This window comes from Bowmanella yangjiangensis, from assembly GCF_018531185.1.
Lineage (GTDB): Bacteria > Pseudomonadota > Gammaproteobacteria > Enterobacterales > Alteromonadaceae > Bowmanella > Bowmanella yangjiangensis.
The window spans coordinates 258,592-277,948 of record NZ_JAHDJU010000002.1 but is presented as its reverse complement, the minus strand read 5'-3'; the positions used below and the strand labels follow the sequence as shown (position 1 = coordinate 277,948).

General features: G+C 48.8%; 14 protein-coding genes. 8 read left to right on the top strand and 6 right to left on the bottom strand.

Annotation, left to right across the window (positions count from 1 at the left end; all coding sequences use genetic code 11):
* Positions 1-63: 63 nt before the first annotated feature.
* On the top strand, positions 64-834 hold the full coding sequence (locus KJY73_RS10740; RefSeq protein ID WP_214343749.1) for a substrate-binding periplasmic protein: 771 nt from the start codon (positions 64-66) through the stop codon (positions 832-834).
* Here KJY73_RS10740 and KJY73_RS10735 read toward each other — a convergent pair.
* The 3 genes from KJY73_RS10735 to KJY73_RS10725 all read right to left on the bottom strand — a co-directional run bounded on the left by KJY73_RS10735 (position 827) and on the right by KJY73_RS10725 (position 5,158).
* Entirely contained in the window at positions 827-2,854 is a 2,028-nt protein-coding gene (locus tag KJY73_RS10735; protein WP_214343747.1) for a GGDEF domain-containing protein, read from the bottom strand. The two genes, KJY73_RS10740 and KJY73_RS10735, sit on opposite strands and share 8 nt — an antisense overlap.
* Before the next feature lie 333 nt (positions 2,855-3,187).
* Positions 3,188-4,825 carry a chaperonin GroEL gene (gene groL / locus KJY73_RS10730; protein ID WP_214343745.1) on the bottom strand — a complete coding sequence of 546 codons (1,638 nt, stop codon included), beginning with the start codon at positions 4,823-4,825 and terminating at the stop codon, positions 3,188-3,190.
* Positions 4,826-4,864: 39 nt separating this feature from the next.
* Positions 4,865-5,158, bottom strand: a complete 294-nt coding sequence (locus KJY73_RS10725) for a co-chaperone GroES (protein WP_188691129.1) — start codon at positions 5,156-5,158, stop codon at positions 4,865-4,867.
* Between the two features lie 215 nt (positions 5,159-5,373).
* Here KJY73_RS10725 and KJY73_RS10720 point away from each other — a divergent pair, with 215 nt between their 5' ends.
* Complete coding sequence (locus tag KJY73_RS10720; protein ID WP_214343743.1) at positions 5,374-5,913, top strand: GNAT family N-acetyltransferase; 540 nt, start codon at positions 5,374-5,376, stop codon at positions 5,911-5,913.
* A 32-nt stretch (positions 5,914-5,945) separates the two neighbouring features.
* Here the strand turns inward: KJY73_RS10720 and ggt are convergent, their stop codons facing one another.
* Both ggt and KJY73_RS10710 read right to left on the bottom strand, forming a co-directional pair.
* Positions 5,946-7,553 (bottom strand): gamma-glutamyltransferase, encoded by a 1,608-nt coding sequence (gene ggt / locus KJY73_RS10715; protein WP_214344603.1) that lies wholly within the window; start codon positions 7,551-7,553, stop codon positions 5,946-5,948.
* 134 nt (positions 7,554-7,687) lie between these two features.
* Positions 7,688-8,164 (bottom strand): FxsA family protein, encoded by a 477-nt coding sequence (locus KJY73_RS10710; protein WP_214343741.1) that lies wholly within the window; start codon positions 8,162-8,164, stop codon positions 7,688-7,690.
* 204 nt (positions 8,165-8,368) lie between these two features.
* Here KJY73_RS10710 and cutA point away from each other — a divergent pair, with 204 nt between their 5' ends.
* The 3 genes from cutA to KJY73_RS10695 all read left to right on the top strand — a co-directional run bounded on the left by cutA (position 8,369) and on the right by KJY73_RS10695 (position 12,118).
* A complete protein-coding gene (gene cutA / locus KJY73_RS10705; RefSeq protein ID WP_206595417.1) occupies positions 8,369-8,686 on the top strand; it encodes a divalent-cation tolerance protein CutA in 318 nt (105 codons plus the stop codon).
* Complete coding sequence (locus KJY73_RS10700; protein ID WP_214343739.1) at positions 8,683-10,455, top strand: protein-disulfide reductase DsbD; 1,773 nt, start codon at positions 8,683-8,685, stop codon at positions 10,453-10,455. The genes cutA and KJY73_RS10700 overlap by 4 nt, the downstream gene beginning before the upstream one ends.
* Before the next feature lie 232 nt (positions 10,456-10,687).
* On the top strand, positions 10,688-12,118 hold the full coding sequence (locus tag KJY73_RS10695) for a lytic polysaccharide monooxygenase (RefSeq protein ID WP_214343737.1): 1,431 nt from the start codon (positions 10,688-10,690) through the stop codon (positions 12,116-12,118).
* A 50-nt stretch (positions 12,119-12,168) separates the two neighbouring features.
* Here the strand turns inward: KJY73_RS10695 and KJY73_RS10690 are convergent, their stop codons facing one another.
* Positions 12,169-16,695 (bottom strand): EAL domain-containing protein, encoded by a 4,527-nt coding sequence (locus tag KJY73_RS10690; protein ID WP_214343735.1) that lies wholly within the window; start codon positions 16,693-16,695, stop codon positions 12,169-12,171.
* Positions 16,696-17,025: 330 nt separating this feature from the next.
* Between KJY73_RS10690 and aroQ the strand changes: the two genes are divergently transcribed.
* From aroQ to accC, 3 genes are read left to right on the top strand one after another with little or no spacing between them, the layout of a single operon-like run.
* Positions 17,026-17,469, top strand: coding sequence for a type II 3-dehydroquinate dehydratase (gene aroQ / locus KJY73_RS10685; RefSeq protein ID WP_214343733.1), 444 nt, complete (start codon positions 17,026-17,028; stop codon positions 17,467-17,469).
* Positions 17,470-17,497: 28 nt separating this feature from the next.
* Entirely contained in the window at positions 17,498-17,953 is a 456-nt protein-coding gene (gene accB, locus KJY73_RS10680; RefSeq protein ID WP_214343731.1) for an acetyl-CoA carboxylase biotin carboxyl carrier protein, read from the top strand.
* Positions 17,954-17,967: 14 nt separating this feature from the next.
* Complete coding sequence (gene accC, locus KJY73_RS10675; RefSeq protein ID WP_214343729.1) at positions 17,968-19,317, top strand: acetyl-CoA carboxylase biotin carboxylase subunit; 1,350 nt, start codon at positions 17,968-17,970, stop codon at positions 19,315-19,317.
* The last annotated feature ends 40 nt before the right edge of the window (positions 19,318-19,357 follow it).

Genomic DNA, 19,357 nt, shown 5'->3' with positions numbered 1-19,357 from the left:
CTGATAGATACGTTGAGCGTTAGGAGTAAGGTGGCCACAAGGCCGCCTTACTGTATGTAGCCGATGAAACCTCTTTACCTTCTGGTCTTGTTTAGCTGCTGGGCATATGCGCGCCCCGCTATACTGGTGGCTTATCACCACTCTCCACCTTACAGTGTGGTTCACGCAGATGGTGGGGCCTCTGGCATGGATCTGGAGATTCTGCACCTGCTGGCCTACGAGCTGGATATGGATATACGCACCGTAAACTGTCCATTAAGCCGTTGTTTGCTGATGATGGAGCAAAGTCAGTTGGACTTAATTATGGGTCTGATTAAAACCCCCGAACGACAGAGCTTTCTTAACTTCATCGAACCGCCATATTACCAGCTACAATCCTCCTATTCTTTCTACAAGCTGGCTGACAGGAATATTCAGATAGCGGAGTATGAACAGCTACGCCCCTACAGCATTGGGTTGACCCGCGGGGCCGTTTACTTTCCCAGATTTAATGAGGACAACGCACTGCGAAAAGTGCCCATTGCAACCGAAGAAATGCAAGTGCAGTTGTTACTGAAAGGGCGGATAGATCTTGTTATTAGTGTCGACTCCACCTTCGAATTTATGCTCACTTCGGTGGATGGGGCGGATCAAATCCGTAAAGTGGACTATCAGGAGCATCTGCCAGTGCAAAGTTATATGGCTTTGTCCAAGGCATCTCCGTTTAACGCCCGCATCGAAGAATTCAGCACCGCCTTGGAACAATTGCACAAGCAAGGCCTTTTACATCAGGTGCTTCTCAAGTATGGTATCGAATCCGTTACATCCCAGCCGGTCAACGACAGCATTAAGTAGCCTGAAGGCTCACCACACAGTTACGTCCTTGCGCCTTAGCCGCATATAACAACTCGTCTGCTTTGCTGCACAAGCTTGTGAAATCTTTCTCGGATGGGTTTGATGTCAGCACCCCAAAACTGGAGGTAATTTGCACCTGAGTACCATCGTCCAGCATTAACGGGGTTTCAGCTACTTTAGCGCGAAGATTCTCGGCAATACGTAAACCTGACTCGTAGTCGGTACTTGGCAACATCACCATAAATTCTTCTCCGCCCACTCTGGCCACTACATCACTACTGCGCACATTAGCGCGGAACACATCGGCCACTAAAGTCAGTACTTTGTCGCCGGTCTCATGACCGTAGGTGTCATTGATATTCTTGAAGTAGTCAATATCCGCCAGAATCAGCGTGAACGATGCTTGACCTGCTTGTGCTAACGCATCTCCGACAAATTTCCCGGTTTGCTGGCCATCCCATCCAATTGGGTTATGGCTTCCAGCCCGATGGGCCCGTTCAGACTTCCAAAAGTCAGCAATCCTGGCCAAATTACCAGCCAGTTGTCTGGATACCAACAACCGTCCTTCCTTACTGAAATGTCGGTGATACCACTCGGTTAGGTAACGTCTGTTGTACAACCCTGTCAGTGTGTCGATTCTCGCTAAGCGGCCCCATTTGACCCGAGAGCGATAAATCCATAGTGACATTAGCAACAAACTAATCACACCAAGGGACAGCCACACCATCGCCTGCGCCATACCGGATACCGTTGCTTGCGCTTCTTCAATTTCCATACGCTGCAAGACATTTTTCCAGTTCAGGTTATGGTTTTCATATTCCAGTCTTTCCAAGTCAAACAGCACTTGTTGCCTGGCCATGTCTTGTAAGTGTTCCTGGCTATTCAAATTCACATATTGGCGATGGTAGGTACTGAAGTTTTCAAATGCCTTTTGATAATCTCCTTGCGCCGCATAAACTTCCGCAGCCAATTTCAATAATTCAACCTGAGCTCGATAATTTGTGGCAGCACTGAGGATATCGGGTAACGTCTCATCCAGATAACTAACCAACTCTGACAAGGCATTTCGGTCTAATAAACTCTGGGCTTTTAACAACTGAAATTTGGCAATGTAAAAAGGCAGCTTCTCTCTGTGCTGAAGCTCTTCTGCCAGTTGCATATGCTGCTGCATTAGATGCTGTTGCCGAAGCTCATGATATAAACCGGCCAATAACAAATTAATCCGAAAACGATAGCGTCCATCGCCTAACACCCTGGCTAGGGTCAAAGCAGACTGATAGGCATCTATAGCCTCTTCGCGCTGTTGCTGCTTTTCATGTAACTCAGCGATATCAAGTTGCGCCAGCATCTGGCTAAATGACATTTTGCGCGACTCAAAGAAGTGCTGCGCCTCTTGCAACATGACCTGAGAACGCTCAAAGCCATTCAGCTTCAACAACAACTGCCCCAGGGCAAAGGCAGCCCTGCCTGTAACTTCCTCGTGACCAGAAGCTTCTGCCGCTTCAAGGGACGACATAATGGCTGCGTAAGAGCTCTTTAACGCCCCCTGATTATTCAGGTGAATTCCCTTGGTCAACAGTGCCTCAGCTTCTACCAGTAAATCACCACTGGCTTGCGCTAATTGCAGAATATCGTCCAGCTGCCGGGCAGCATGTTCTGATTGGCCGGTGTACAACAGCGCCTGAATAACCTTTAAATTGAGCTGTAATGCCTCGGAGCTGTCTTTTGCAGCAATAGCTAAACCTTGTTCTGCGGCGGCCTGGCTTTGGGGGTAATCTTGCAGTAAGAAATTGATCGTGGCTTTAGTCAGATAATAACGAACCAATAAGCCTTCAGGCTGATTGACAACAAGCTGCTCCTCTTCCATCTGAGCCAATTCGGCATTGGCTTTTTCAGGCAAGGCATATACTAATTTTTCTACACCAGACAAGCGACTTTCAAATCCCTTACTGGGATCCGGACGGGCGTAACTGTGCAATGAAAAACACAGCAATAGAAAAATTACACTAGCAGTTCTCATATACGTGATTTATTCCAAAACCAGGATGCATTTTGTCAGGAAATTAATTAAACCCGGTGAGGGACACATATATTACCTCAACATTTAAAAAGAATGGATTATTATCAATGTGACAAATCTTTACCCTTAAATTATTCAACACCAATTTTTTAAAATCTTCTTTTTAATCATAATGTTATTAATAAAAAATAAATTAGTGATTGCGTAAATTAAAGGCTGAGAGGGAAACAAGATGATTTACTGGAATTTAAAAGTTCTTTCAAACCATAAAAAAACCCGGCATATAAGCCGGGCTTTTAATGATTAAAGCGATGAATGCTTTAAGCGACGTGATTACATCATGCCGCCCATGCCACCCATGCCGCCCATATCAGGCATAGCAGGTGCATCGTCTTTAGGCATTTCAGCTACCATGGCTTCGGTAGTGATCATCAGGCTGGCAACAGAAGCGGCGAACTGCAGCGCACTGCGGGTTACCTTGGTTGGATCCAGGATACCCATCTCCAGCATGTCACCGTAAGTGTCATTACCGGCGTTGTAACCGAAGTTACCTTCACCACCTTTCACTTTGTTCACGACAACAGACGCTTCGGCACCGGCGTTGGTAGAAATCTGACGCAGAGGTGCTTCCATGGCACGCAAGGCCAGTTTGATACCATGAGTCTGGTCTTCGTTGTCACCAGTCAGCTCACCTACTTTCGCAGCGGCACGTACCAGAGCAACACCACCACCAGGTACCACGCCTTCTTCAACGGCAGCACGAGTAGCGTGCAGCGCGTCTTCAACGCGGGCTTTCTTCTCTTTCATTTCCACTTCGGTGGCAGCACCGACTTTGATTACCGCAACACCGCCAGCCAGTTTGGCCAGACGCTCTTGCAGCTTCTCTTTGTCGTAGTCAGACGTAGACTCTTCAACCTGTGCACGGATTTGACCACAGCGAGCTTCGATAGCTGCTTGCTCACCGGCACCATCAACGATAGTGGTGTTATCTTTGTTGATAACTACACGCTTAGCAGTACCCAGGTCTTCCAGGCTGGCTTTTTCCAGATCCAGACCAATCTCTTCAGAGATTACAGTACCACCAGTCAGTACGGCGATGTCTTGCAGCATGGCTTTACGACGGTCACCGAAACCAGGGGCTTTAACCGCCGCCACTTTCACGATACCGCGCATGTTGTTCACAACCAGCGTTGCCAGAGCTTCGCCTTCAACGTCTTCAGCAATGATCAACAGTGGCTTGGAAGACTTGGCCACACCTTCCAGAACTGGCAGCAATTCACGGATGTTGGATACTTTCTTGTCGACCAGCAGAATGAAGGGGCTGTCCAGTTCAACGGTACCGGTTTCGGCCTTGTTGATGAAGTAAGGAGACAGGTAACCACGGTCGAATTGCATACCTTCAACCACGTCCAGCTCGTTTTGCAGCGCCTGACCTTCTTCTACGGTGATAACACCTTCTTTACCCACTTTGTCCATGGCATCGGCAATGATCTTACCGATTTCTTCGTCAGAGTTAGCAGAGATAGTACCTACCTGGGCAATAGCTTTGCTGTCGGCACAAGGTACAGACAGGGCTTTCAGCTCCTGAACGGCAACGGCAACAGCTTTGTCGATACCGCGCTTCAGATCCATAGGGTTCATGCCGGCGGCAACGGATTTCAGACCTTCAGTTACGATAGCCTGGGCCAGTACGGTAGCAGTAGTAGTACCGTCACCCGCTTCGTCATTGGCTTTGGAAGCAACTTCCTTAACCATTTGCGCGCCCATGTTCTCGAACTTGTCTTCCAGCTCGATTTCTTTGGCGACAGAAACACCATCTTTAGTGATGGTAGGTGCACCGAAAGACTTTTCCAGTACTACATTACGGCCTTTGGGACCCAGGGTAACTTTAACGGCATTGGCCAGGATATTTACGCCTTTCAGCATTCTTGCGCGGGCGTCATCACCAAAACGAACTTCTTTAGCTGCCATGTGTATATTCCTCTAAATTCAGTTAATTCAAATAGTCGATTAGGCTTCAACTACAGCCAGGATGTCGCTCTCACTCATGATCAGCACTTCCTCGCCGTCGACCTTTTGGGTCTTCACGCCGTAACCGTCGTTGAAAATCACGATGTCGCCAACTTTAACGTCCAACGCTTTAACATCACCGTTATCCAGGATGCGGCCGTTACCCACAGCAACAACTTCACCACGGGTTGACTTTTCGGCAGCAGAACCAGTCAGAACGATGCCTCCAGCAGACTTGCTTTCTTGCTCTTGGCGTTTGACGATAACGCGATCGTGTAAAGGACGGATTTTCATGCTCAAATCTCCTGAAAATTTCCAATCAAGGATGTTAGGTCCCGATTTCTCGGGGAAATTGCAGCGAACCGGATGTTTCCGATCCACTTAAAACTGTCTGCCAGCCTATTTGGGGGCCACAGAATCGATCTCAAGAGCAAAACACAAAAAATTGTGATTTTTTTTGTGTTAACGCACAGTAAAGGCATCACCTTCTAACAATCATGCGGTTTTCTATGTCAGCAACCTTACAAAGCGCCAGACTGTTTCTACGCCAAATGCAGCCGGAAGACGCCGAAACCATCTATGCTTATCGACGGCTACCTGACGTCGCCCGTTTTCAGGGATGGGAACCCGCCAATGTGCAGGAAATCGCGGACTATGCCCGCCAATTGCAGAGCCATCCAGACAGCCTGACAACACTCTGGCAGCAATGGGTTTTTATCGCTCGCCAAACAAACGAGGTTTTAGGTGACCTTGCATTCAAATTGGACGATAACAAACAGCAAGCAGAGCTAGGGGTTGCTCTGGCGCCCAAACACCAGGGACAAGGCTTTGCCACCGAGGCCCTTAAGGAAGTAATAGGCCACTTATTTGAACAGTACAGACTGCACCGCATCCATGTTTCCATTGACCCGCTCAATCACAAGTCCATAGCGCTGTTCGAACGTCTGGGATTTCGTCGCGAAGGCCTGCTTAAACAGTCACTTTGGTTTAAACAACAGTGGTGTGATGACTTGTTGATGGCCGTTCTGGCCCAGGAATGGCAAGCTTAAAAGCAAAAAAAGGCGGGTTACCCCGCCTAGTCTCAAAATACTAAAGACTTACCCCGGCCACTGGTTTCTGACGCGGCCTCTAAACCACCCAATGGGTTACGGCTAATTACCTGCAAGTCGCCAAAACGCTGGTTATTCAAGCTATAACCCATGTCTTCCAAACGCTTTTTAACACCCTCACTTAAACCTGAGTGATGACGGATCACGTCTTTCGGTAATAACTGATGATGAATACGCGGTGCATCCACCACCTCCTGGGCATTCATATCAAACAGAACCCGATTCAGAATGGACTGGAATACCGAACTGATAATAGTCGTGCCGCCGGGAGACCCTGTGACCATTTCAACCTTGTCTCCCTTAAGCAAAATGGTGGGCGTCATAGATGACAGCATGCGTTTCTGCGGCGCAATTTCATTGGCTTCCTTACCTACCGCACCGAAGAAATTTGGCACACCGGGCTTAGCACTAAAATCATCCATTTCATTATTCAGAATAAAGCCAGCACCATCGACCACCACACCACTGCCAAAACTTAGGTTAATGGTGGTCGTAGTGGACACAGCGTTGCCCCATTTATCCACTACGGAGTAATGCGTGGTGTCCTCACTTTCTTTTAAGCCGGGTTTCACCTCATCGGTATTAGATATGGCCGTTGGGTTAACTTGCTTGGCCCGTTGCTCAATATAAGCGTCTGCCAACAAGGGGGTAACAGGAACCTGATAGAAGTCCGGGTCGCCCATATATTCGGCACGGTCGGCAAAGCCCAACTTGGCCAGCTCAGCAAGTAAATGAATATACTGGGCTGAATTATGTTCAAGACCATTGAACTGATTGGCCAACTCGGCTTGCATCTTCAGCATCTGAACTAATACCAGTCCACCAGAGCTTGGTGGCGGCGCTGACAATACCTGATAACCTTGCCAATCCGCACTGATAGGCTGACGCCACACCGCACGATATTTGGCCATATCTTCCATATTGATTAAGCCACCGCGCTGACGCATAAATTCCACCAGCAACTTGGCGGTCTGACCCTGATAAAAATCTTTCGGCCCCTGTGCAGCAATGCGCTTCAGGGTGGCCGCCAGTTCAGGTTGCTTAAACGGCTTGTCCGCTTGCATACCATCAAAATATTGGTCGAAATTGCGACCATGGCGGTTTTGCTTGACCCGCTTGATGTAACCCTGCGTACTGCGTACTAACTTTTCATGGGGCAGGAAACCTTGCTCGGCCAGACGAATAGCCGGCTCCAGCAGCTCTTGCCAGGGTTTGCTGCCATACTTCTGGTGGGCTTCCCACATCCCCATGACTGAGCCGGGCACGCCAGACGCCAAAATGCCATACAAAGGCTTTTCAGTGATAACATTGCCTTGTTCATCCAGATACATATCTTTGTGCGCATGCAGCGGCGCTTTTTCACGGTAATCAACGAAATCGGCTTTACCCTTATGCTGAATCAGCATAAAGCCACCGCCACCTATATTGCCAGCTTCGGGCAAGGTTACGGCTAACACAAAACCTGCCGTAACGGCCGCATCTACGGCGTTACCACCACTTTGTAAAACCGCCGCAGCAGCATCAGCACTATAGCTATCCGGCATTGCCACCGCAGCCTGTTCGTTTGCCTGAGCTGCCATAGCAAAACAGCTCAGCACGACGATGAAGAATTGACGCACAGTTAGAACTCCTCAATACAACATATGCCTAAGTTAGGGCATACGGGGCAATGAAGTCCATGCTACTGGTCGGTAGATATGCAGTGTTTACCTGCTTAGCGAGGTAATTTAGGGTCCTGGTCCCGATCTTCCCGGCGAACTTCAAACTCGCCTTCGAATACATCGCCCTGGCCAGATTGATGCGAATAAAAACCTGCGGAATGCACTGATGCACCTGCCACAACCAGACGCTTTAACAGCCAACGGGCAATTAAGGGCCGGCTAACGGGCATCACCAACAGCAAACCTAAGCCGTCGGTGACAAATCCTGGTGTCAGCAGTAAAACACCTGCTACTGCCAACATTAAGCCTTCAAGCATTTCCTGACCAGGCGACTGTCCGGTGGCCATCTTTTGACGCGCTTGCATCAGTGTTGCCACGCCTTGTTGACGCACCAGCGTCGCACCTACCGCCGCGGTTAAGATAACCAGCCCGATGGTTGACCAACCTCCAATGCGTTCTCCTACTTCAATCAACAGGGCGATTTCCACTATAGGGATCAACACAAAGAGTAAAAACAGCAGTTTTCCCACAAGGCATCCTTTAAGGCATAAAATTAGTAGTATAGTTTGGGCGCAAGATAGCAAATACAAGTTCAGACCAGCAACGCCGTATCAACGCTCACTGGCATTTACCCAACACAGATTTTGTTGCTCAATACCCAACAGGCTGGCAAAAAGGTAAAACCGTGTTACAAACCTCAATAATGAAAGTCTTTTACCTGTTACGGGGTCTGTATGTCTGAATTTTGCCTGGTGCTATGCACCTGTCCCGACCAGGACAGTGCCAGAACTATTGCTCGCCAGGCCGTAGAGCAGCGTTTAGCGGCGTGCGTCAATATTATCCCTGGCCTGGAATCTGTGTATCGTTGGCAGGGTGAAGTAATGACCGACAGCGAAGTGCAGTTGGTGTCGAAAACCTACAAGACGCGACTGGACGCTCTGTATACGCTGGTAAGTGAACTGCATCCCTATGATGAACCCGAATGGCTGGTACTGGATATAGCCGATGGCAGCCCAACCTATCTAGATTGGATTAAAAGTAGTACGACATGATTAAGACCTTTTTGCGTAGTGCCTGGTTAGTACTGTTATTAGTGCTGTCCCCCATCTCTCAGGCGCAGGACCCGCTGGCAGATTTGTTTGCTGACCAACCCACCTTTTTGCCTGTTGATGAAGCATTCAAATTCGATTTTCGTCAGGAAGACAATGTACTGGTGTTGAGCTGGGAAATTGCAGAGGGCTATTACCTCTATAAAAAGCAGTTCAAGACGGTCGTCAAAGACGCCACCTTGGGTGAGCCGCAATTTCCCCCTTCGGATCAAAAAGAAGACGAATATTTCGGCTTGTCTGAGGTCTTTCATCATCAGGTGGATATTCGTTACCCCATCCTGAATGCCGACAAAGACGCAGTGGTCAAAGTGAGCTTCCAAGGCTGTGCGGATGCAGGATTGTGTTATCCAGCCACAGTTAAAGTGGTGTATTTGGAAGCAGTAAAAGGAAGTAACGGCGAGCCAACCGCGGCTGAAGACAGCAATCGCTCAGAGCAGTTTGAGCTGGCGGACCTGCTGTCCAGTGATCAGAGTCTGGCCATTACCTTGGCACTTTTTGTATTGCTGGGTGCTGGGCTGGCATTAACTCCCTGTGTTTTCCCTATGTACCCTATTCTGTCCGGCATCATTTTGGGTCAGGGCAAACAAGTCAGTACGTCCAAGGCCTTCAGCCTTAGCTTTGTCTATGTACAAGGTATGGCCATTACCTATTCGATTCTCGGCTTGATTGTGGCCTCTGCAGGGGTGCAGTTTCAAGCAGCGTTGCAACACCCGGCAATTCTTATCACCCTAATTGCGGTGTTTGTGTTGCTGGCATTGGTCATGTTTGGCCTGTGGGAATTACAGCTACCTTCTAGCTGGCAGGAAAAACTCAACAGCCTGAGCAATCAGCAAAAAGGGGGCAGCTATTTCGGCGTATTCTTAATGGGCGCAATTTCTGGATTAGTTGCCTCGCCCTGCACCACCGCCCCCTTAACTGGCATTCTCTTGTTTGTCGCTCAAAGCGGCGATCTGGTGCTTGGTTTCAGTGCCCTGTACGCCCTGAGTATAGGTATGGGTATTCCGCTTATTTTATTCGGTATTACCGGAGGAAAACTGCTACCTAAAGCCGGTAACTGGATGAACGTGGTTAAGGTGACCTTTGGTTTTATGATGTTGGCAGTGGCCCTGCTGTTTGTTGAACGAATGACGGAAAACCTCTGGACGAATCTGGCCTGGGCCGGTCTGGGGCTAGCGACGTTCAGTTATTGGCAGGTGATGAACCAAAATACCCCTGCCAGTTTCCTCAAGGGCGTGCGCAGTTTACTGATTTTCCTTGGTCTGTTTGCTTCCGCACTCTACGGCTACCAAAGTTTAGGCCTGAAAACGTCCGCCACGTCCGTGCAGAGCAATGTCGTCTCTGGCCATGACATCGACTTTGTCAGAGTCAAAGACTTGCAGGATTTTCACACTAAGTTGGCTGAGGCGAATGCTCAGGGGAAATCCGTAATGATTGATTTGTATGCCGATTGGTGTGTGGCTTGTAAGGAATTTGAAAAGTACACCTTCCCCGATCCTGCCGTGCAAAAAGCCCTTAGTAATACCGTATTGATGCAGATAGATCTGACCGATAACACACCGCAAAGCCTGGAATTCCAGGAGACATTTTACGTGCTGGGATTACCTACCATTCTGTTCTTTGATCCGCAGGGACAAGAGATTGCCAAAGGCAGAGTGACTGGTTTTATGAAAGCAGACGCCTTTGCAGCCCATCTGGGTAAACTACCACTTTAATCCCCCCAACAGGCTGGCTTATCGCCAGCCTGCCAAGCCCTCTATATAACCGCAAGAAATAAATTATAACCATAGAATTAGTCCATTTATTATACTAATGCTTTAATTAAAGCTGCTAGAAGCCAGGTAAGGCGACATTAAATGCAGCGTCTGTCCTGGTTGTTGCCGTTTGCTCAATGCAACGCGGTGAATAAAAACAGCGGATTCTTCCGCATAACACCAGGAGAGATAAATGAGGTCTGTTTTTAAAACCTTACTGCCACTGACGGTAATATTGGGGGGAATGGGCATCAGCCAGCTTGCATCTGCCCATGGGTATATGCAGGTGCCAAAAGCCAGGCAAGTATTTTGTGAAGAGCAAGGCGGTTATTGGTGGCCACAGGATGGTTCGAACATACCCAACGCAGCATGCCGTGCTGCTTACCTGCAAAGTGGCTCCTACCAATTTGTGCAAGCCATTGAATTTTCAGTGAACGTGGCAGACTACTATAACCAAACCGCAGTAGAAGCTGCAGTACCTAATGGCAGTCTATGCAGTGCCGGCGATGCGCAAAAACAGGGTATCAATGTTCCTTCCCCTTATTGGCAGCGTTCTCAGGTGGTACCCAATGGCAATAATGAGCTGAATGTACGCTTTTATGCCAGCACGCCACACAATCCCAGTTTCTGGAAATTTTACCTCAGCAAGCCAGGATTTGACGGCAGCACGCAGGCGTTAAGTTGGGCCGACCTGGATCATATCCAGGATCTGGGTAATGTCGCAGTCATCCTCGCACCGGATGGCAAGCGATACTACGATATGACAATTTCCATCCCAGCCAATCGCAGTGGAGATGCCATTCTTTATACCAGGTGGCAACGCGAGGATGTGGCAGGAGAAGGTTTCTACAACTGCAGCGACATCACAATAGTCAGAGACACCAATCCACCGACTCAATGGTATGCGGTCAGCTACTTTGTGCGTCAGGGCCAGGATGCCAGCCCTGGCGATACGGTTTGGGCGCGACTATTTGACGGCAATGGTCAGGAACTGATCAGTGAATTACTACCCATCACCAGCCAGAACAGCCAAAGCTGGCAGGCAGATTTAGCCACTAAGCTGAATACTGACTATGGCTTAGACATAAAGGTAGGGGTTCAGGGCCAAAACGGCACGATCCAGTTTGATAACCAAAACTTACTCAGTAATCAGGTTTTTGCCGCCCAGTCTTCCCACAGTTTTAACCTGAGCATTCAACCCCCGCAGGGCAATACTGCCCCGGTGGTGCATACCCCTGGCAACTTACAGTTAGTTGAGGGGCAAAGCGCAGCGGTAAATGTGCATGCCTATGACGACCAGCAGGATCCGCTCATGTTCACCTGGCAGGTACCTGCACCCCTCAGTTACACAGGATCAGGGGCGAACATTACCCTAAGCGCGGGACAGGTGAGCCAAAACACCACAGTAACGGTCAGCGTATCAGTCTCTGATGGTCAACTTAGCACCAATGCCAGCTTTGAGGTTACTGTACAAAATGATAGCGGTAGCGTACCAAACTGGGATGCCAATACTGTGTATGTCAAAGATGATTTGGCCAGTTATCAAGGTGTGATCTATCGGGCCAAGTGGTGGACCCTGGGAGAACAACCGGATACTGCCGACGTGTGGGAAGCTCAGCCGTAAGGGGCACTTCATTTGAACACTGAAACAGGCCAGGATCTCCTGGCCTGTTTTCAATGGTCAGCAGCTAGTGCTTCGCGCCAATCCTTACTCAACAAGGCTGGTATATCATCCGCGCCTACAGGCCGGGAGAATAAGTAGCCCTGCAATAGTTCACAACCATGCTCACGGAAGAAGCTTAGTTGTTGCATTGTTTCTATACCTTCGGCGATACACTTCATCTGCAAACTTTCCGCCATCAGCAGCGTGGTTTTGATAATCGCCTCATCATTTCCGTCCAACCCAATATCCTGAACAAAGCTTTTATCGATTTTTATCTTTTCAATAGGAAAAGCTTTCAAATATTTGAGCGACGAGTAACCGGTGCCAAAATCATCCAAGGCAAAACGAATACCTGCTTCATGCAACTTGTCCATGCAGTCTTGTACCTTGGCATAATCTTCCATCAATGCACTTTCAGTTATCTCTAGTTTCAAAGCATGTACTGGTAAAGAGTACTTAGCCAGCAAGCACACCAAGTCGTCGACACTCACCCCTTGTTCGAGATGTTTTGCCGACAGATTGACCGTCAGGTATGGCTGCTTACCTGACTGATACCACCTTGACAAATCAGCCAAGCCCCGCTCCAAGGCCTGCCAGGTCATGGCTTCAATAAGACCAAGCTCTTCACAGACCGGAATAAACTCCGCAGGAAATCTGACGCCCTTGGGGGTTTGCCAACGCAGCAACAATTCCAGACCAACAGTCTTACCTGTTTGAATATTCACAAGCGGCTGATAATAGTTAATGAATTCTTCCGCTTTAAAGGCCGCTTTGAGCTGGTTTTCCAAAAGCAAACGTTGCTGAGCCTGTTGATTCATTTGTGCAGAATAGAACTGGCAGCGATTCCGCCCCATGGCTTTGGCATGATACATAGCGATATCTGCCGCCTTCATCAATTCTGACGGTGTGGTGCTGTCATCTGGATAGAGAGAAATACCAATACTGGCCGAGACACTGACCTGGTTATTGCCTATTTGTATGGGTTGCTCGACTCGCTCAATCAGCTTATTGGCCAACAAACGGAGATCGTCGGACTCACTGAAGTCTTCTATGATCACTAAAAATTCGTCACCACCCAAACGGCCAACCGTATCATCCACTCGCAGGCACTGCGTAAGACGTCGTGTCACTTCCAGTAACAGCTTGTCACCAGCTTCATGCCCCAACGAATCGTTCACCTGTTTAAACTTGTCCAGGTCGATAAAGAACACCGCGACCTGACTGGAGCGACGAATTCCATGCGCTATCGCCTGACGAATACGGTCCAGCAATAAGGTACGATTAGGTAAGCCAGTCAGGCTGTCATAATTCGCCAGGCGCTCCAGTTGCTGCTGAGCGGCCTTCTGTTCGCTGATATCTGTCATATTCATAATAAAATGACCGATCTCATTGCTGTTGTTGGTCGGAACCGCGTAAATGCTGACCATCAAATGATGCATTTTTTTGTCAGCGCCGAGTACATCCTGCTCTCCCCGCCAGCGCCCATTAACTTTCATCTGCGACAAGATACGTCGGAAGAACAGTAATTGCTGTGTACTGAAACTGGACTCAATCTGCCTTGATAACGCCTTGTCAGGGTCAATTCCCAGCGCTTCACAAATAGCCTGGTTGGCAGCTATTGGCCATTGTTGATCATCCAGAATAAGTACCCAGTCCCGCGTATGGCGGAATGCCTCGCCAAACAGACGCACTTTCTCTGCACTCGCCCGGCTTTCTGTGATATTCGTAAAAGTGCCGCTAACACGGGTGATACGCCCGTCTTCTCTTTGCACCACCCTGCCCATGTCACGGTACCATTGCCATTCGCCCACCTGGGTGCGCAACCGGTATGCCAAATCAAATCCGTCAAGTTCCCCTTGAACAAAGCGCATCCATTCTTTTTCATACTGCCGACGGTCCTGCACATGAATCAATTCAAGGTAGTGCTGAGGAGTAATCGCCGCTGCGGCCTCATGGTAGCCTAACTCGTCTGACAATCTGGGCTGATACATCTGATCAGAATCCGCCTGCCAATCCCAGACACCACTATCGCTGCCCTTTAAAGCCAACTGCAGACGCTTTTCACTTTCCAGTACTTCTTCATGGGCTTTATACAGTTGTGCAGCCTGACGGCTGCGGAACCTAAACCAAGTGCCAGAACCGACCAACAATACAAGGGCATAAAACATGTAGGCGTAGCTGCTTGCCCAGAGCGGGCTCTTAACCTCAATACGCAGTTGCGTCGCCTTGCTAGGTTGCCCGGAAATAGGGTCCATGGCCTGTACGCTCAACACATATCGACCGGGTTTAAATTGCGGGACAAAGAATTCCGCCTCCTTGATAGGCGGATAATCAATATTGGTGTCACCAGACAGACTAAATTTGTACTGAGTTTGCGCCAAATTGGAGTAATCAAGGGTGGTTACCCCAACCTGCAGACCCAGATCGTCAGGCTCTAAGGTAATAGCATGGTCATTAAATACCTGGCCACCAGCCGTCAATTTGCGATTGAGTAATGACAACTCACTGATCATTACATTTAATTTTTCCGGGGAAGCTGGTTGCAATTGTTCGGGGGAAAAAATCGTAATGCCTTTAACAGACCCGTAGACTAATCTGCCATCCTTAAGTTTAAGTGCAGCACCAGCATTAAACTCCATAGTCGCCAAACCACTTTGATGGGTATAACTTTGAATATGTTGAGTATCGGTGTTCAGCATCATCAGGCCAGCATGGGAGCTCATCCACAAATTCCCCTGACTATCCAACTGCAATCCATAAATTGCATCTGAGCCAAGCTTATTGTCCGAGTTGTAACGGTAGCGTACGCCGTAGCCATCTGCCTCAATGCCAATCAAACCCAAGCCTGAATAGGCAATCCATAGAATTCCGTGACGGTCCAGTGCAACACTATTGGGCGTGAGAAAGCGCGCGGTATCAGGCTGCTTAAAATCATGAATGGAGGACAATTGCCCGGTTTCTCTGTTCATGCCCCACAAGGCACCCGCCATACTGATTAGGAGCACATCAGGTTGCCCTGGCATAGTACCGATAAAACCCGATGACCAGGCCGCGTCAAGCTGCGCAGAGACTTCATCTAAACGCGTCAATTTGGCGGTATCAGGGCTGTAACGGTAAAAACCTTCGCCATTGGTAAACCAAATATCTCCCCGATCATCCATGTAGGTTCCCCACAGATCTTTCATCAGCATGGGATTGGATAAATCGGGTGCTGAAGCACTGCGGGTAGTTGGGTCAAAAATTTTCAACCCACTAGGTAGTGCCAACCACAAGCGTCCATGGGCGGCGGGATAGATGCCGAGAATACTGTTTTCCCAGGAGTGTTCTTCTGTGTCCGGCCAAATAGACTCTATTTCACCACTGCTATCCACATAACGGCTTAAGCCATGTTCTGTACCAATCCAAAAGCTGTTGTCTTTATCTTCTGCCAGCGTCCATACCAAGTCATGATTAAGCTGCTGGCCGTAACGACTGCTTCGATGCAGACTCCGAAATGCCAATGACGACACTGACCAACGAAATGCGCCGTCACTATTGGTCCCTAGCCATAAATTGCCATACTGATCTTTTTCCAGTTCGCGGATACTGTCATCAGACACATCAAAGCGCCCATCAGACAATTTGAACCAACTTTTCAATTCCTGTTGAGCGGGATCATAGGAATACAGGCCTTTATCTGTGCCCAGCAACATCCCAGCTTCATGAGGTTTAATCTGCCATATATTCAGCTTGGGAATTATCATTTGCACCTTATAAGGACTACCTGCCGACAAAGCGCCATCCAGAGCGAACAGGCCTTCCACTGTACCAACCCATAAACGCTCATCTTTATCAAAGTACAACTGCTTTACGTTATTCCGTTCAACGCTGAGCTTGTCTGGGTCAAGCTCAAAACGGAATATTTCGCTGGTATTAAGGTCAGCACGATACAAACCGTCACTGGTGCCGATAAAAAGAAAGTGTTGATGCTGCAACAATACCCGGTTTAGGTGTTGCGATGCCTGCTGCTGCTCACTAAGTGAGAAAATCAATTGCTGTTGGCCTGTTCCCGCGTCAGCCCTGACCACTTCTGTAGAGAACGCGATCCATATCTGGTCAGCATGGTTGGCGTCAGACAGATACTCAACAGATTGAGCCAGCTCTCTGCCATAAGGGAAGTTTCGACTCAAGATATGCTCAAAATCACCAGTCTCTGGTTTAAGTCTGAATAGGCCTTCCTCTGCCGTACCAACCCACAGGTGATTTTGCTTATCTTGCATCAACCGATAAACCGGGCTTTCATCCAATGTCCCAACCGTCGGGCTGACACGCCGAACACGATATCCATCAAAACGATTCAAACCGTTTTCGGTAGCCAGCCAAACAAAGCCTTTATGGTCGATGAGGAGATCATTAACCGTTGTCTGAGACAATCCTTCTTCAACCGACAACCTTTGCAACTTGGGCCTTTCCACAAGCGGCAGCGTGTCACCGACGCCAGGCAGAGCAAACAGGCAGGATAAAAAAATGGCAAGGTTGATAATTGAATTACGGCTCAAGTTTCAGCAACCAACAAGTAAGATGACGCTTTGAGTTTATCAGCTTAACACTTTGTAACAAATCAACTTCGCTCGGTTTATATACAAAAATGGGGGTAGTCGCACCCTGAGCACGATGCCAATCAGCCCACACAGATTTCCTAGCCTGCAAAAAGTTGGCAAACTTCGCTGATAAGACCAGTATTTTGCTGAGATTTAGCTGCTCATCACTATAATGTGGTCTGCAAAGATGAAAGCTGAGCAAAAAGCAACCAGAAGCAGCTCGCTACACTCGAATTTTTGTGAAAAATAGTTAAACATAGAGTTTTAGCCACAAATGGGCGCACAATCGTGAACTTTTTATTGATTAACGGTCCAAATTTAAACCTGTTAGGTAAGCGCGAACCACATATCTACGGTTCTCAGAGCCTGGAAGATATAGTGAAAGCATTGACAGAACAGGCTGATGCAGCAGGTGTGCGATTGCAGCATGTGCAATCCAATGCCGAACATGAGCTGATCGATACAATTCATCAGGCCATGGCAACCGTGGACTTCATCATTATTAATCCAGGTGCATTTACCCATACCAGTGTGGCCTTACGTGATGCCCTACTGGGTGTGAAGATTCCTTTTATTGAAGTGCATCTGTCCAACGTACATGCACGGGAAGCCTTCCGACGTCACTCTTACTTGTCTGATGTGGCAAAAGGTGTGATTTGCGGACTGGGTGCCCAAGGATACGAATTTGCTTTACAGGCAGGTATTAAGCACTGCCAGGAACATTCTGTATAAACGCCTACAAAACGAGAGAGATCTAACGATGGATATTCGAAAAATAAAGAAACTGATTGAGCTGGTTGAAGAGTCTGGCATTGCCGAGCTGGAAATTACCGAAGGCGAAGAATCTGTGCGTATCCATCGCGGCAGCTCCGCCATGGCTGCGCCAGTGCATTACAGTGCCCCGATCCATATGGCCGCCCCGCAGCCAGCCCCGGCTGCCGCACCAGTCGCCGCCGCTCCAGCTGCCGCAGCAGAGCCTGCCGGTCACATCCTGCGTTCACCTATGGTGGGCACTTTCTACCGCGCTTCCTCTCCCGGTGCCAAAAACTTCGTAGAAGTAGGCAGCCAGGTCAAAGTGGGTGATACCCTGTGTATCGTTGAAGCCATGAAAATGATGAATCAAATCGAAGCGGACAAAGCCGGTGTAATCAAGCAAATCCTGGTAGATAACCAGGAGCCGGTTGAATTTGATCAACCTCTGTTCGTCATCGAATAAGCGGGCGCAAGCTAATGCTGGATAAAGTACTGATAGCCAACCGAGGCGAAATTGCATTGCGCGTGCTGCGTGCCTGCAAAGAGCTCGGTATTAAAACCGTGGCGGTGCATTCCACTGCCGACCGTAATCTTAAACATGTTTTGCTGGCCGACGAATCGATCTGTATCGGTAGCCCGGCTGCCGCGCAAAGCTACCTGAATATCCCGGCCATTATCGCCGCAGCAGAAGTGACAAACTCCATCGCTATTCACCCCGGCTATGGTTTTCTGTCCGAAAACGCTGACTTTGCCGAACAAGTGGAAAAGAGCGGATTTGTTTTCATCGGCCCTAAAGCCGACACCATCCGCTTGATGGGCGACAAAGTATCGGCCATTTCTGCCATGAAGAAAGCTGGCGTACCTTGCGTACCCGGTTCAGACGGCCCGGTAGGGGATGACGAAGCCAAGAACAAAGCCATTGCCAAACGTATTGGCTACCCGATTATCGTTAAAGCTGCCGGTGGTGGTGGTGGTCGTGGTATGCGCGTTGTGCGCAGCGAAGCCGAACTGCAATCAGCCATCGCCATGACCAAGAGCGAAGCCGGTGCAGCCTTCGGTAACGACATGGTATACATGGAGAAATTCCTGGAGAATCCCCGTCACGTGGAAATTCAGGTATTGGCCGACGGTCAAGGCAACGCCATTCACCTGGGTGAGCGTGATTGCTCCATGCAGCGTCGTCACCAGAAAGTGGTGGAAGAGGCACCGGCACCAGGCATCACCGCTGAAATGCGTGAAAAGATTGGTGACCGCTGTCGCCGTGCTTGTATCGAGATCGGCTACCGTGGTGCTGGAACCTTCGAGTTCTTATATGAAAACGGTGAGTTCTACTTTATTGAAATGAACACCCGTATTCAGGTAGAGCATCCGGTTTCTGAAATGATCACCGGCGTTGATTTGATCAAAGAGCAATTGCGCATTGCTGCTGGCCAACCTTTGGCTATTGAGCAATCGCAAATTCAGATCCGCGGTCATGCCATTGAATGTCGTATCAATGCAGAAGATCCCGAGCGCTTCATTCCGTCACCTGGCAAGATTGATATGTTCCACCCACCAGGTGGTCTGGGCGTTCGTTGGGACTCCCATATCTATGCAGGTTACAGCGTGCCACCTAACTACGATTCCATGATCGGTAAGTTGATCACTTATGGTGAGAACCGCGATGTTGCCATTGCGCGTATGCGCCACGCCCTGAATGAGCTGGTTATCGATGGCATCAAAACTAACGTGCCACTGCAGCAAAAGATCATGTCCGACGAGAATTTCAGAAATGGTGGTACCAATATCCACTATCTGGAGAAGAAGCTCGGAATGCAGAAAGGCTGATAAAACAGTCTCAATACCGGTTGATGTTTCAAACATCGCC

Coding starts and splice junctions, on each gene's coding strand:
- KJY73_RS10740 (WP_214343749.1), top strand. CDS start 64: ATGAAACCTCTTTACCTTCTGGTCTTGTTTAGCTGCTGGGCATATGCG.
- KJY73_RS10735 (WP_214343747.1), bottom strand. CDS start 2,854: ATGAGAACTGCTAGTGTAATTTTTCTATTGCTGTGTTTTTCATTGCAC.
- groL (WP_214343745.1), bottom strand. CDS start 4,825: ATGGCAGCTAAAGAAGTTCGTTTTGGTGATGACGCCCGCGCAAGAATG.
- KJY73_RS10725 (WP_188691129.1), bottom strand. CDS start 5,158: ATGAAAATCCGTCCTTTACACGATCGCGTTATCGTCAAACGCCAAGAG.
- KJY73_RS10720 (WP_214343743.1), top strand. CDS start 5,374: ATGTCAGCAACCTTACAAAGCGCCAGACTGTTTCTACGCCAAATGCAG.
- ggt (WP_214344603.1), bottom strand. CDS start 7,553: ATGGCAGCTCAGGCAAACGAACAGGCTGCGGTGGCAATGCCGGATAGC.
- cutA (WP_206595417.1), top strand. CDS start 8,369: ATGTCTGAATTTTGCCTGGTGCTATGCACCTGTCCCGACCAGGACAGT.
- KJY73_RS10700 (WP_214343739.1), top strand. CDS start 8,683: ATGATTAAGACCTTTTTGCGTAGTGCCTGGTTAGTACTGTTATTAGTG.
- KJY73_RS10695 (WP_214343737.1), top strand. CDS start 10,688: ATGAGGTCTGTTTTTAAAACCTTACTGCCACTGACGGTAATATTGGGG.
- accB (WP_214343731.1), top strand. CDS start 17,498: ATGGATATTCGAAAAATAAAGAAACTGATTGAGCTGGTTGAAGAGTCT.
- accC (WP_214343729.1), top strand. CDS start 17,968: ATGCTGGATAAAGTACTGATAGCCAACCGAGGCGAAATTGCATTGCGC.